At 68.9% G+C, this 13,079-nt stretch carries 17 protein-coding genes; 8 read left to right on the top strand and 9 right to left on the bottom strand.

Going from position 1 to position 13,079, the window contains the following annotated elements:
- The first annotated feature begins 1 nt into the window (after position 1).
- A complete protein-coding gene (locus HS041_RS36715; protein WP_196445529.1) occupies positions 2-229 on the top strand; it encodes a hypothetical protein in 228 nt (75 codons plus the stop codon).
- Between the two features lie 150 nt (positions 230-379).
- Positions 380-667 carry a hypothetical protein gene (locus tag HS041_RS36710; RefSeq protein WP_196445528.1) on the top strand — a complete coding sequence of 96 codons (288 nt, stop codon included), beginning with the start codon at positions 380-382 and terminating at the stop codon, positions 665-667.
- 177 nt (positions 668-844) lie between these two features.
- On the opposite strand, the gene HS041_RS36705 is transcribed toward HS041_RS36710, so the two are convergent.
- Positions 845-1,666, bottom strand: coding sequence for a hypothetical protein (locus HS041_RS36705; protein WP_307845636.1), 822 nt, complete (start codon positions 1,664-1,666; stop codon positions 845-847).
- Positions 1,667-2,350: 684 nt separating this feature from the next.
- Between HS041_RS36705 and HS041_RS36700 the strand changes: the two genes are divergently transcribed.
- A complete protein-coding gene (locus HS041_RS36700; protein WP_196445527.1) occupies positions 2,351-2,602 on the top strand; it encodes a hypothetical protein in 252 nt (83 codons plus the stop codon).
- On the top strand, positions 2,592-3,023 hold the full coding sequence (locus HS041_RS36695; protein ID WP_196445526.1) for a hypothetical protein: 432 nt from the start codon (positions 2,592-2,594) through the stop codon (positions 3,021-3,023). Before HS041_RS36700 ends, HS041_RS36695 begins: the two co-directional genes overlap by 11 nt.
- Before the next feature lie 311 nt (positions 3,024-3,334).
- On the opposite strand, the gene HS041_RS40325 is transcribed toward HS041_RS36695, so the two are convergent.
- The gene (locus HS041_RS40325; RefSeq protein ID WP_307845635.1) at positions 3,335-3,955 is read right to left on the bottom strand and encodes a hypothetical protein; all 621 of its coding nucleotides are present in this window, start codon (positions 3,953-3,955) and stop codon (positions 3,335-3,337) included.
- A 690-nt stretch (positions 3,956-4,645) separates the two neighbouring features.
- A complete protein-coding gene (locus HS041_RS36685; protein WP_196445525.1) occupies positions 4,646-5,239 on the bottom strand; it encodes a helix-turn-helix domain-containing protein in 594 nt (197 codons plus the stop codon).
- Positions 5,240-5,349: 110 nt separating this feature from the next.
- Between HS041_RS36685 and HS041_RS36680 the strand changes: the two genes are divergently transcribed.
- The 4 genes from HS041_RS36680 to HS041_RS36665 all read left to right on the top strand — a co-directional run bounded on the left by HS041_RS36680 (position 5,350) and on the right by HS041_RS36665 (position 8,226).
- Positions 5,350-6,315 (top strand): NAD(P)/FAD-dependent oxidoreductase, encoded by a 966-nt coding sequence (locus HS041_RS36680; protein WP_230880369.1) that lies wholly within the window; start codon positions 5,350-5,352, stop codon positions 6,313-6,315.
- 77 nt (positions 6,316-6,392) lie between these two features.
- Positions 6,393-7,049: an SAM-dependent methyltransferase gene (locus HS041_RS36675; RefSeq protein WP_196445523.1), complete on the top strand. Its 657-nt coding sequence runs from the start codon at positions 6,393-6,395 to the stop codon at positions 7,047-7,049.
- Between the two features lie 485 nt (positions 7,050-7,534).
- The gene (locus tag HS041_RS36670) at positions 7,535-7,828 is read left to right on the top strand and encodes a ribbon-helix-helix domain-containing protein (RefSeq protein ID WP_196445522.1); all 294 of its coding nucleotides are present in this window, start codon (positions 7,535-7,537) and stop codon (positions 7,826-7,828) included.
- A complete protein-coding gene (locus tag HS041_RS36665; protein ID WP_196445521.1) occupies positions 7,825-8,226 on the top strand; it encodes a hypothetical protein in 402 nt (133 codons plus the stop codon). The genes HS041_RS36670 and HS041_RS36665 overlap by 4 nt, the downstream gene beginning before the upstream one ends.
- Positions 8,227-8,247: 21 nt before the next feature.
- Here HS041_RS36665 and HS041_RS36660 read toward each other — a convergent pair whose 3' ends face one another.
- The 6 genes from HS041_RS36660 to HS041_RS36635 form a co-directional block, all read right to left on the bottom strand.
- A complete protein-coding gene (locus tag HS041_RS36660) occupies positions 8,248-8,589 on the bottom strand; it encodes a hypothetical protein (protein WP_196445520.1) in 342 nt (113 codons plus the stop codon).
- Positions 8,590-8,591: 2 nt separating this feature from the next.
- Positions 8,592-8,993, bottom strand: coding sequence for a flagellar export chaperone FliS (gene fliS, locus HS041_RS36655; RefSeq protein WP_196445519.1), 402 nt, complete (start codon positions 8,991-8,993; stop codon positions 8,592-8,594).
- 20 nt (positions 8,994-9,013) lie between these two features.
- Positions 9,014-10,357, bottom strand: a complete 1,344-nt coding sequence (gene fliD / locus HS041_RS36650; RefSeq protein WP_196445518.1) for a flagellar filament capping protein FliD — start codon at positions 10,355-10,357, stop codon at positions 9,014-9,016.
- A gap of 197 nt (positions 10,358-10,554) precedes the next feature.
- Positions 10,555-11,448: a flagellin N-terminal helical domain-containing protein gene (locus HS041_RS36645; protein ID WP_304609574.1), complete on the bottom strand. Its 894-nt coding sequence runs from the start codon at positions 11,446-11,448 to the stop codon at positions 10,555-10,557.
- A 264-nt stretch (positions 11,449-11,712) separates the two neighbouring features.
- Complete coding sequence (locus HS041_RS36640) at positions 11,713-12,597, bottom strand: flagellin N-terminal helical domain-containing protein (RefSeq protein ID WP_196445517.1); 885 nt, start codon at positions 12,595-12,597, stop codon at positions 11,713-11,715.
- A gap of 275 nt (positions 12,598-12,872) precedes the next feature.
- Positions 12,873-13,079 (bottom strand): flagellin (locus HS041_RS36635; protein WP_255530267.1); only part of this gene is annotated, 207 nt, incomplete at its 5' end.

Below are 13,079 nucleotides of genomic sequence, written 5' to 3'. Positions count from 1 at the left end.
GGTGGACATGGCTGATGGGGCTCCTGATCAGATGATCACTACGTCATTGAGGTTGCCCAAACCGGTGATGGACGCGGTGCGAGCTCGGGCGGCGGAACGGGGCATCAAGCCGACCGCTCTGATCCGGGAGGCGATCGTCGCGAGTCTTGCGGACGCTCAAGCCGTGATCCCTGTGAGTGTGCTGCTCGCGGCAGCGGAGGAGTACACCAAACGTCAGCCGATCGCTTGATGTCCTGTGGTTGCACACGAGTAGGAACCGGTCGGGTGTTTACGGCGTGAACACAGCGCGGCCTGCCGCCGCTTCCCGTCGTCGCTCAATCGGCTGGAAACGTTTCGAGAGCTGCCACCTTCTTCGCGCGAGGACCATACGGGCAGTTGCATGAGCGCCGTCGCCGCGGACAAGGACTTCCATGCCTACGTCCGGCAGCAGATCGGGCAGGGACGCGTCCAGCCCATGTCGGACTATTTCCGCGAAGCCGTGGCCCGGCGGATCGAAACGGAACGCCGTGCGGACGCCGCCTGGCGGGCGGCGGTCGAGAAGGCTCAGGAGGATCCGGAGGTGGTCACCAGGGCTCGGCGACGAGCACGCAAGGCCCAGGAGATCCTGCGTAACCGCTGGTACGGCGTTCGCTCCGGACACGGTGTCCGTCGAGGCGGTGTGGGGTGACCGGAGCAGGCCCTGGGGCCCGCTGGTGTTTACGCCGTAAACACCAGCGGCGGTTGGGTGGTCGGGCTCGGCTTCGTGCTTGGGGCCCTTCTTCGGCCGGAAACATGACAAGGCCGCCACCGGGGTCCGGTGGCGGCCTTGTGCCTGTCTGCCGTGGGTGTCTGCCCGTGGGGCGGGTCAGGCGTTGGTGCGGACGAAGCGCTCGCGGAGGGTGTTGCGGCCGGCGTAGGCGCCGCCGATGGCGATGAGCGCGGCGCCGAGGGCGATGCCGGCGGGGATGCCGGTGGTGTCATCGGTGGTGGCGGCGACGGCGGCGGTCTTCGGGGTGGTGTTGACGACCGGGGCGGGCTGGGCGGCGGCGGAGGCGGCCTGCACGGTCTCGGTCTTGGCGGTGGTGGTCTCAGCAGCCTTGGGCTTGGGCTTGGTGAGGGTGAGGGGCTTGGCGGGGTTGGTGTCCTTGACCGACCAGGCGCCGGTGGAGAAGGGCTTGGGGTGGTTCTTGGTGCCGACGCCCTTGCCCCACTTGGTGATGACGTAGGTGACCTTGATGTGGCCTTCGCCGTCGATGCCGTCGACGCTGAGGGTGTCGGGGTTGAAGGTGCCGCCGGTCAGCTGGGCGAAGGTCTTGGCGTCGAGGTCGAGCATGATGCCGCGGTTGGAGGGGGTGCCGGGGCCGCGGTCGCCGACGAAGAAGGGGGCCTTCTTGCCCTTGTAGAGGACGTAGCCCTCGGTCATCAGGGGCCAGGAGGGGGAGGCGGCCAGGCCCTTCTGCATGGGCTTGCCGGAGGCGGGCAGGCCGGTGTCGCCGTTGCGGCCGGAGGAGTCGTCCCAGTAGTAGGAGGCGGTGGTGGCGCCCTTGAGCATGACCGTGTCACCGGTGGTGTCGGTGTCCGCGTGCGCTGCACCGGCGGTGGCCATGCTGATTCCGGCGGTCAGGGCGAGGCCCAGGGTGGCGGTGATCAGGCGGGCGCTGGTGGTCAGGCGAGCGGAGAAGGTCATGAAGGCGATCCTTTGTGCGGCGGCAGGGCGTCCGGCTTGGCGGCCGGTGAAGGCCCTGCTGTAGCGGCCTTCGATATCCAGTAAGCCGTTCGGGCGTAGCGGGGGGAGTGCACGAAGGGTGCAGGTGGGTTGCCGCGGTCGGGAAAGGCTAAAGTCCCGTGTCCGTCGGGGTTGGCGCGTGCCGGGGATCGGGCCGGGAGACGGCTGCGCCCGTGTCCGTGTCCGTGTCCGTGTCCGTGTCCGTGTCTGCGGGGGCGGGGGCGGGGGCGGCTGTGGGGGTGTGTTCGGGTGCGGTGCAGGGGCCGCCGGTGCCCGGGGCCGGGTGGCTGCGGCCGGTTGACTGGGGTGCGTCGCGGGGCTTCGCGCGGCGGGCGTCTGGGTCCGGTGGCTGGGGGTCTGCGGGCGCGGGGACGGTTGGCGGGGGTGTGTCGTCGGAGTGTTTACGGCGTAAACGGTTGCGGTTGCCGGTGCGGCTGGGACAGCGGGCAGCCGAAGCGTTTACGCCGTAAACACTTCGCCTTCAGGCGAGGGCGGGGTGAACGGCCGCCCTGCGGGCCGCCGTTCACCCCGCAAACACCTTCACCTGTCCCGGGACAGTCTTCGAGTGCGGAGCCGCGCAGACCTGCCGTACTCGATCGGCTGGAAACGCTTCGCGAGCAACCGCTTTCTTTATATGATGAACATATGAGCACTCGCCCGATCACCATCACCGTGGAAGAGGATTTCCACGAATACGTTCAGCAGCAGGTCGAGCAGGGACGTGTCCGATCCGTGTCGGCCTACTTCAATGAAGCCGTGGCCCGGCGGATCGAAACGGAACGCCGTGCGGACGCCGCCTGGCGGGCGGCGGTCGAGAAGGCTCAGGAGGATCCGGAGGTGGTCGCCAGGGCTCAGCGGCGGGCACGCAAGGCCCAGGAGATTCTGAATGGCCGCTGACCCGGCCTTCGTCCTGGATGCGATGGTGCTCACCGAGGTGGCACGTGGCGATTCCGACATCATCATCCTGCTCCAGCAGCTCGACGCCGACAAGATCACTTTGATCGTCCCCGCTCTGGCAGTCACCGGCGCCGCCATCGACATCGGTGCCAACGATGAGCAGATGGCGACTGTGCGGGGCGTCTGTCGTCTGAACTCCGCGAAGTTCGCGGGTCTGGCGGCCTTCGACGACTCTTCGGATCTCGCCCGCCTCCGGTTGGAGGTCGAAGCGTTCGGCGAGCTGTGGGACGTTCAGGCGGCCGTGCAGGCGGTCCTGCACGGGTGCCCCATCCTGACCACCGACTACGGACGGTGGAAGGATGCGGTGCGGGAGACGCGAGGAGAGTTCGCCGTCGTCGAGGTGGCCGAGCTCGACGACTGAGCGGTAGGACCTCCACCGGCTGATGCGGGGCGCTCGAGAGAGGCGGCGGAAGCCGTCCGCTGTGACAACAGGAGTGTTTACGCCGTAAACACTTTGCGGGAGAGGCCGGCGGGCAGGGAACGGGTTGCGGGTGTTGGCGGCTGGGGAAGAGGGGGCCGGGGTGGGGTCGGGAACGCCGTCAGGCCGTCACCGGGGGTCGGTGACGGCCTGAGGGGCGGGAAGTGGCGGGGTGGGGCTGCTTTGCGGTGGGGTCCGCTTTGCGGTTCGCGGGGGGCGTCGGCAGGGGTTTTGCTGGGTGTGGCGGTGGCGTCTCATACGGCCATGATGGCTGCGCTCTGGGCCTGCGGCTTGGGCTTGGTGAGGGTGAGGGGCTTGGCGGGGTTGGTGTCCTTGACCGACCAGGCGCCGGTGGAGAAGGGCTTGGGGTGGTTCTTGGTGCCGACGCCCTTGCCCCACTTGGTGATGACGTAGGTGACCTTGATGTGGCCTTCGCCGTCGATGCCGTCGACGCTGAGGGTGTCGGGGTTGAAGGTGCCGCCGGTCAGCTGGGCGAAGGTCTTGGCGTCGAGGTCGAGCATGATGCCGCGGTTGGAGGGGGTGCCGGGGCCGCGGTCGCCGACGAAGAAGGGGGCCTTCTTGCCCTTGTAGAGGACGTAGCCCTCGGTCATCAGGGGCCAGGAGGGGGAGGCGGCCAGGCCCTTCTGCATGGGCTTGCCGGAGGCGGGCAGGCCGGTGTCGCCGTTGCGGCCGGAGGAGTCGTCCCAGTAGTAGGAGGCGGTGGTGGCGCCCTTGAGCATGACCGTGTCACCGGTGGTGTCGGTGTCCGCGTGCGCTGCACCGGCGGTGGCCATGCTGATTCCGGCGGTCAGGGCGAGGCCCAGGGTGGCGGTGATCAGGCGGGCGCTGGTGGTCAGGCGAGCGGAGAAGGTCATGAAGGCGATCCTTTGTGCGGCGGCAGGGCGTCCGGCTTGGCGGCCGGTGAAGGCCCTGCTGTAGCGGCCTTCGATATCCAGTAAGCCGTTCGGGCGTAGCGGGGGGAGTGCACGAAGGGTGCAGGTGGGTTGCCGCGGTCGGGAAAGGCTAAAGTCCCGTGTCCGTCGGGGTTGGCGCGTGCCGGGGATCGGGCCGGGAGACGGCTGCGCCCGTGTCCGTGTCCGTGTCCGTGTCCGTGTCCGTGTCTGCGGGGGCGGGGGCGGGGGCGGCTGTGGGGGTGTGTTCGGGTGCGGTGCAGGGGCCGCCGGTGCCCGGGGCCGGGTGGCTGCGGCCGGTTGACTGGGGTGCGTCGCGGGGCTTCGCGCGGCGGGCGTCTGGGTCCGGTGGCTGGGGGTCTGCGGGCGCGGGGACGGTTGGCGGGGGTGTGTCGTCGGAGTGTTTACGGCGTAAACGGTTGCGGTTGCCGGTGCGGGGAGAGCGGTGGGGTGAGGAGTCCTGGCGCCCGGCCGTCGGAGTGTTTACGGCGTAAACGCCTTCAGCCGTGCATGGGGCGGGTTCTGCGGGCGGGGGCCGTACCAGCCGGGGTGCCCACGCCGTGAACACCCCGGCCCCGGCACGGGAACCCGCCACGTCATCGGCTCCGCATGCCGCGTCCCCGCGTTCTTCCCACACGACGCCGGAAGCGCGTCCTACTTGCCGGAGGGGCGGGCCCGTACGTGCATGCGCTCGCCCTGCGGTCCGAAGAGGCTGAGGAACTCCACCGGCTCGGGGCCGGGGTTGCCGAACCAGTGCGGGACGCGGGTGTCGAACTCCGCCACCTCTCCCGGCGTCAGGATCAGGTCGTGCTCTCCGAGCAGCAGGCGCAGCCGTCCGGACAGGACGTAGAGCCATTCGTAGCCCTCGTGGGTCTTCTGTTCGGGGTCGCCTGTCTGCCGGCCCGCCGGGATGATCTGCTTGTAGGCCTGGAGTCCCCCGGGCCGGCGGGTCAGCGGGATGAACGTCATGCCGAACCGGCTGATAGGGCGGGGCCGGATGCGCGGATCGCCGGTCTCCGGCGCGTCGACCAGCTCGTCCAGGGGCACCTGGTGGGCCCGGGCCAGCGGGAGCAGCAGTTCCAGGGTGGGCCGCCGCTGCCCGGACTCCAGGCGGGACAGGGTGCTGACCGAGATCCCGGTGGCCGCGGACAGCTCGGCCAGCGTCGCGTCGCGCTCCTGGCGCAGGGCCCGTAGCCGCGGCCCCACGGCCTGGAGGACGTCGTCGAGGTCGGATGCGTCATCGCTCACCCTCCTATTTTGCTGTTTCAGCAACGAAGTTTGTCAACTCTTCCGCCTCTGGCGCATAGTTCCGCGCAGGGACGGCTGCGGCCGTACGGATGAGCGGAGGAGTGCGGGCGATGGATGCGAGATATGACGTCGTGGTCGTCGGCGGGGGCGCCGCAGGGCTGAGCGGGGCGCTGGTCCTGGCCCGGGCGCGGCGCTCGGTGCTGGTGGTCGACGCCGGCCGGCCGCGCAACGCCCCGGCGGCCCACGCCCACGGTTACCTCTCCAGGGACGGCATGCCGCCCCTGGAGATCCTGGCCGCGGGCCGGGACGAGGTGACCGGTTACGGCGGCGAGATCGTGGAGGGCACCGTCATCGAAGCGGAGCGCTTGGCGGACGGCGGGTTCCGCGTCGTCCTCGAAGACGGGCGCACGGTCGTGGCGGACCGGCTTCTGGTGACCACCGGCCTGGTCGACGAGCTGCCCGAGGTGCCCGGTGTGGCCGAGCTGTGGGGCCGTGACGTGCTGCACTGCCCGTACTGCCACGGCTGGGAGGTGCGCGACCAGCCGATCGGCGTCCTGGCCACCGGGCCGCTCGCCGTCCACCAGGCCCTGCTGTGGCGGCAGTGGAGCAAGGACGTGACCCTCTTCCTGCACGACGCGCCCCCGCTCGGTGACGACGAGCGGGAGCAGTTGACCGCCCGCGGCGTCGCCGTGCTGGACGGGGAGGTGACGGGTCTGGAGATGACGGGCGGCCGGCTCACCGGCGTACGGCTGGCCGGCGATCGGGTGATCCCCCGCCGGGCCCTCGTGGTGACCCCGCGTCTCACCGCCCGTTCCGGCATCCTCACCGGCCTGGGCCTGGAGACGACCGAGCAGGAGATGGGCGGGCACTCGATCGGCAGCTACATCGCCGCCGACCCGTCCGGAGCGACGAAGGTTCCCGGGGTATGGGTGGCCGGGAACGTGGCGAACCTGACCGAGCAGGTCATCGGAGCCGCCGCCGCGGGAGTGCGCGCCGCCGCGGCGATCAACGCCGACCTGGTCGCCGAGGAGACCCGCCGCGCCGTCACGGCCCGCCGGGAACCCCTCTCCGCATAGCTGCCGCGAACACCTGTCCGGCGGCCGCCGGACACGCCCGCGCCCCCGATCGAGACGAAACCACAAGGAGAAAACCGATGACGGACGAGAAGCTCTCGGAAGAGGAGTTCTGGGACGCCCGCTACGGCGAGAGCGAGCGGATCTGGAGCGGGAAACCCAATGCCGTCCTGGTCGATGAGATCAGCGGTCTGGAGCCGGGCAGCGCCCTGGACCTGGGATGCGGTGAGGGGGGTGACGCGATCTGGCTCGCGCGGCAGGGCTGGCGCGTCACCGCGGTCGACATCTCCCGCGTCGCCCTCGACCGCGCGACCCGGCATGCGGCGGAGGCAGGTGTCGCCGACCGCATCGACTGGCAGCGGCACGACCTCGGAGCGTCCTTCCCCGAGGGTTCCTTCGACCTCGTCTCCGCCTGCTTCCTGCACTCCCCGGGTGACATGCCCAGGGAGAAGATCCTGCGGGCCGCCGCCGCGGCCGTCGCGCCCGGCGGGATCCTGCTCATCGCGGGACACGCGGGGTTCCCGAGCAAGGAGCAGCACGATCGCCATCCCGACGTGCACTTCCCCACAGCGCAGGAGGTCCTGGAATCCCTCGGTTTCCCGGACGGGCAGTGGGAGGTGCAGCGCAGCGAGGAACACGAGCGGACTCGGACCGGCCCCGACGGGCAGTCCATCACCCACGTGGACAACGTCCTCAGAGTCCGCCGCCTGGACGACCGGGCGGAACCGGGGGCCTGACGGGTTTTCCGGATCGAAGACCGGAGCATCGGCCCACGCTCTGGGAACCGGTCGGACCAGTCGAGGTGTTTACGCCGTAAACACCTCGACCCGGCTGTCCCTGCTCTCCTGAGCGGGGACAGCCTGCGGAGAGGAGTCTCCTGCAGGCGGCCCACACGTGATCGATGACCGGAGTGGTCCCGCTTCCCCCCTCTCCGCTCGGGAGCCGGGCCAGGTGGAGTACGACGGAAGAGTGCGCGAAGCTCCGGCGGCCGCCCGGCTCGGCGATGCCGGCCATCGAACGGCGGCACCCGGTGGGAGGGCAGTCGGTCGAGGCCGCGGACATCGTCCTCCTCTCGGATCTGTTCCTGCCCGTCTACCGGGTTCGTCCGCAGTGCTCCGGCCTTCAGGCGAGGGAGGAGTTCAATCGGGCCCTGTCGGGAACTCCTGATCCGGACTTCTCCGATCACAGAATGACTCGATGCCATAGTTGGTATGCTCGGTTTATGGCGTCCAAGATCACAATTAGCATCCCCGATGAACTGCACGATCAGGTCAAGGAATGGGCTGAAGCCACAGGCGGCACCGTCTCGGGGTTCTTCGCCGACCTCGCCCAGCAACGGCTGGACGCCGACCGGTCATCGCGTGAACGTCTCGCTGCGATGATCGCGAAAGATCGTGCCGTCGATCCCGAGGCCTATGACGAGCGCAGGGCGGAGCTCCGTAGGCGCATGCATGCCGCGAAAGACGCTGCCGTCCGTAAGAGGGCCATGGCAGACAAGGAGAACACCGCCGCGTGATCGCCGGCTATGTGGCGGACCTCACGGCCACTCTCCGCATTCTGTCCGACGACGAGCGGAGCACCGACATCCGCTCCGTGCTCGGTGTGCTCACCAGCGAAGGTGACACTCTCCTACTGCCTGTCACCACCCTCACTCAGGCCACGATCATCGCCGATCCCGATCCCGAAGACCTCATGTGGTTGCTCGGGTTCCGGGCCTGTGAAATTGCGAACTTGACCAATAAGGACGTATTTCGCGTCGCTCGGCAGGCCCGGCACGCTGCACGCCCCCACGACACGCAGCTTCACCACGCCCACACCGCGTACCTCGCCATGACGCGCGGCTGGCCCGTCCTCACCGCGGATCCGGCCGGGTGGGCCGGGTACGGTCACCTGGAGCTCGTCGAGATCCCCTGAGCCGGGCGACCGCGGAAAAGATCAGGCGGCGCAGTTGATGTAGACGGGGCGGGGGGCGCCGTCGCTGCCGGACTCGACACGGGCGAGCATGGCGGCCTGGCGACGGTTGACCGTCATGGCGAACGCCATCGCCTTGGCCGCCTCCAGCTGGCGAGCCAGAATCGCGTCGGCGCGGGGCCGCAGGTCGAGCGGGAGCGGGCCGAGGTTCTGGGGAGGCGACCATGGGGTCGCGGGTGCGAGCTCGCGCTCGCGGTGGTCGCCGGAGATCATCGCCTCGGCGGCGGCCACGTCCATCTCCAGAGCGTCCAGCGCGCTGGACCATGCGGCGTGCCAGTCGCCTGCCGTGGGCGGCTGCGCGCCCACGGTCAGGCCACCCGGGCGGCGGAGGCGAGCGATCCGGCCTCGGCGACAGCGGTGCGCCAGGCATCGCGCAGCGGCTCGATCATCGACCTGCACGAGACCACCAGCTCGGCGTCGCCGCGCACGTTGGCCTGGATGAGCTGGGTGAGCAGGAAGCCGTAGAGCTCCGAGAGGCCCGGGGCGCCGTCCCAGACATCCGTCTTGAGCGAGGAACGCAGCTCGATGATGATGTCCTGGGCGTGCATGAGCTGCTGAGCGGCGCCTTCGCGGTCGCCGCCGCCCAGTGCCTCCTCCGCCCGGGTCAGGTCGAGAACGAGCCGGTCGTAGAGCATGACGAGCAGTTTGCCGGGAGAGGCGGTGGCCACCGTGTCGGCGATGTACCGGGCCCGCATGGAAGGGTTGTTCATGACGCGCTATCCGTTCTCAGCTATTCGGGCGTGGGCAGGCTGGAGATCTGACCGGCCAGCCAGGTCGACTGCTGGTTCAGCTTGCCGAGGGAGACTTCGAGGTTGCTGAACTGCCTGCGCAGTGCCGCCTCGCGCTTTTCCAGGCGCAGGTCCCAGGCATCGATCCGCTTGTTGAGGTCGGTGACCAGGCTTTCGCTGCCCTTGATGGCGTCGGTGATGACGGTCTTGCCGTTGTTGGCGGCGATCGACAGTCGCTCGGCGAGTCCCATGACGGGGGTCAGCTTGGACTTGGGGACCGTGTAGCCGTTGGAGTCCGTGGTCGGCTGGACCGCCGGGTCCTCGGCCATCACCGCGTCCATGACCTTGGCCGGGTCGGCGGCGTAGGCCGTGAGGAACTTCGCGCGGTCGAAGGTGAGCTTGCCGTACCGGTCGAGCTGGACACCGAACTGGGCGAAGCTCCCGTAGCCGTCCTGGCCGGTGCCGATCTGCCCGAGGACGGTCTGCGAGATCTGGCGGGCGGTGGAGTTGCCGGCCAGCGGCTGCTTCGTCTTGGAGCCGACGGTGGAGGTGGTCTGGGTGCTGATCTCGGTCAGCACGGAGTTCGCCGCGTCGACGAAGGCCTTCATCTTGTCGGCGACGGCCTCGTTGTCCGCGTCGACCGTGACGGTGACGTTGTTCTCCAGCTTGGTCACGTTGACGGTCGTGCCCGTCAGGACGCCGTTGAAGGCATTGCTGCTGCTGGTGACGGTGTAACCGCCGGCCGCGAGGTTGCCCACCTCGATGACGGCGTCGTCGGCGAGGGTGATGTCGTCGGGGGCTCCGCCTGCGAGTCCGGTGACGGCGAAGCCGTAGTCCGTGCCGGTCTTGGTGGAGCTGAGCTGGAGAACGGTGCCCTGGTCGGTGGTGAGGACCGAGGCGCGCACGGTCAGGCCTGCGGCGTTGATCGCGTCCGCGACGCCCTGCGGGGTGTTCGTGGTGACGTTGACATCGGCGGCGGCGGCGCCGCCGATCGAGATGCCGACCTTCGTGACGCCGCCGGCCAGCGCGGGGTCGGTGGCCGAGGCGTACTTGGCGGTGCTCACCTGCGCCTTGGCGACGCCGGTGACGTTGAAGGTGACGCTGCCGGGAACGGTGCCGGGCGTCGTGGTCGCGGTGACCGAGGACGAGGAGGACGTCGCCTTTCCGAGCTGCCAGGAGGTTTCCTTCAGCATGTCGTCGGCGGCGGTCTTGAGCGAGGCCAGCTTGGTGTTGATCGCCTGGAAGGCGGTCTGGACCTTCTGCTGGGTGGTGACCTTGGACTGGAGCTGGGTCTGGGGAACCCGCTCCACCTGCATGAGCTGAGCGATCAGGGAACTGGTGCTCATGCCACTGACAAGGCCGTCGACGGTGCTGCCAGCCACGTATACGTGTCCTCTCTAGGTTGCCCGCCGCGAAGCGGGCGTTCACTCCCTCCCAGGGGTGGGAGGCCGAACAGGCAAGGGGCGGCCGACGGGTTACGCCGGCCGCCCCTTCGTTGATGCGTCACCGCTCGTCAACGGGCGCGGTTAGCGCCTGCCGATGATTAGCCCAGGAGCTTCAGCACGGACTGCGGCGCCTGGTTGGCCTGGGCCAGCATGGAGGTGCCGGCCTGGGTCAGGATCTGGTTGCGGGTGAAGCTCACCATCTCCTGGGCCATGTCGGTGTCACGGACGCGCGACTCCGAGGCCGACAGGTTCTCGATGGACACGTTCAGGTTGTTGATCGTGTGCTCGAACCGGTTCTGGATGGCGCCCAGACCGGCGCGGGTGTCCGACACCGTCTGGATGGCGGTGTCGAGCAGCTCGATCGCAGCCTGAGAGGAGGCGACGTTGCTGGCGATGGTGGCGTCGTCGGCGGCGCCGGCACCACCCAGAACGTTGTCGACGCCGTCGGCGTCATACAGCACCGCGCCGGTCAGGCCCAGGGTGGCCGCGTCCTGGTTGGTGATGGCCACACTGATGCGCTCGGCGGCCTCGTTGCCGTTGGAGCCGACCTGGAAGGTGCCGTTGTAGGTACCGTCCAGCAGCTTCTGGCTGCCGAAGGCGGTGGTGTCGGAGATCCGGTCCAGCTCGGTCTTGAGAGCCTGGAACTCCTTGTCGGCCGCCTGCTGCGCCTTGGCGTCCTGGGAACCACCGTTGGCGGACTGGACAGCCAGGTCACGCATGCGCTGAAGGATGGCGTGCGTCTCGGTGAGCGCACCTTCAGCGGTCTGCACGACCGACACACCGTCCTGCGCGTTGCGAACGGCGACCTTCAGGCCACCGGTCTGGGCGCGCAGGCCCTCGCTGATGGACAGGCCCGCAGCGTCGTCCGCCGCCCGGTTGATGCGGAAACCACTGGAAAGCTTCTCCAGCGACTTCGACATCGAGCTGTCGTTGACCGACAGGTTCCGGTACGAGTTCATCGCGGCGATGTTCTGGTTGATACGCAGACCCATGGTGATTTCCTCCTTGACGGGGTCATGCCGGTCCATCCGTGGCCCGGTCTGCCCCTCTCATCGGGAGGAGGGTGGGGATGCTGAGGGATCCCAGTGGCTTTTCCAGGATTTGTTGCGGATGAGCCCGCTCTGATCTTTCCGTACGGTGCGGTCCGTTCCCGTGCGGTGGGTGGGAAAGCGGAAGGGCGGCCGGCGGGGTACGCCGGCCGCCCTTCGCGGGTGCCGTTCGCCTACGGGACGCCGGTCAGGCGCCCGGGGGCGGGATTAGCCCAGGAGCTTCAGCACGGACTGCGGCGCCTGGTTGGCCTGGGCCAGCATGGAGGTGCCGGCCTGGGTCAGGATCTGGTTGCGGGTGAAGCTCACCATCTCCTGGGCCATGTCGGTGTCACGGACGCGCGACTCCGAGGCCGACAGGTTCTCGATGGACACGTTCAGGTTGTTGATCGTGTGCTCGAACCGGTTCTGGATGGCACCGAGACCGGCGCGGGTGTCCGACACCGTCTGGATGGCGGTGTCGAGCAGCTCGATCGCAGCCTGAGAGGAGGTGACGTTCTCGGTGATGATCGAGCCGTCGTCCGCGTTGCCGACGGTGTTGTCGGCACCGTCGCCGATCAGCGTGGCGCTGCCCAGGCCCAGGGTGGCCGCGTCCTGGTTGGTGATGGCCACACTGATGCGCTCGGCGGCGTCGTTGCCGTTGGAGCCGACCTGGAAGGTGCCGTTGTAGGTACCGTCCAGCAGCTTCTGGCTGCCGAAGGCGGTGGTGTCGGAGATCCGGTCCAGCTCGGTCTTGAGAGCCTGGAACTCCTTGTTCGCCGCCTGCTGCGCCTTGCCGTCCTGGGAACCACCGTTGGCGGACTGGACAGCCAGGTCACGCATGCGCTGAAGGATGGCGTGCGTCTCGGTGAGCGCACCTTCAGCGGTCTGCACGACCGACACACCGTCCTGCGCGTTGCGAACGGCGACCTTCAGGCCACCGGTCTGGGCGCGCAGGCCCTCGCTGATGGACAGGCCCGCAGCGTCGTCCGCCGCCCGGTTGATGCGGAAACCACTGGAAAGCTTCTCCAGCGACTTCGACATCGAGCTGTCGTTGACCGACAGGTTCCGGTACGAGTTCATCGCGGCGATGTTCTGGTTAATACGCAGACCCATGGTGATTTCCTCCTTGACGGGGTCATGCCGGTCCATCCATGGCCCGGTCTGCCCCTCTCATCGGGAGAAGGGTGGGGATGCTGAGGGATCCCAGCGGTTTTTCTGGGATTTGTTACGGACCGGACCGCTCTGATCCTTCCGCGGTCCTTCCGTACGGTGCGGTCCGTTGCCGTACGGCGGGCGGGAAAGCGGAAGGGCGGCCGGCGGGGTACGCCGGCCGCCCTTCGCGGGTGCCGTTCGCCTACGGGACGCCGGTCAGGCGCCCGGGGGCGGGATTAGCCCAGGAGCTTCAGCACGGACTGCGGCGCCTGGTTGGCCTGGGCCAGCATGGAGGTGCCGGCCTGGGTCAGGATCTGGTTGCGGGTGAAGCTCACCATCTCCTGGGCCATGTCGGTGTCACGGACGCGCGACTCCGAGGCCGACAGGTTCTCGATGGACACGTTCAGGTTGTTGATCGTGTGCTCGAACCGGTTCTGGATGGC

Origin of the sequence: Planomonospora sp. ID67723 (assembly GCF_015711605.1) — a bacterium.
In the GTDB taxonomy this organism is placed as follows: domain Bacteria; phylum Actinomycetota; class Actinomycetes; order Streptosporangiales; family Streptosporangiaceae; genus Planomonospora_A.
Note: the sequence above shows the minus strand (reverse complement) of the source record. Positions and strands in the feature narration are given on the sequence as shown.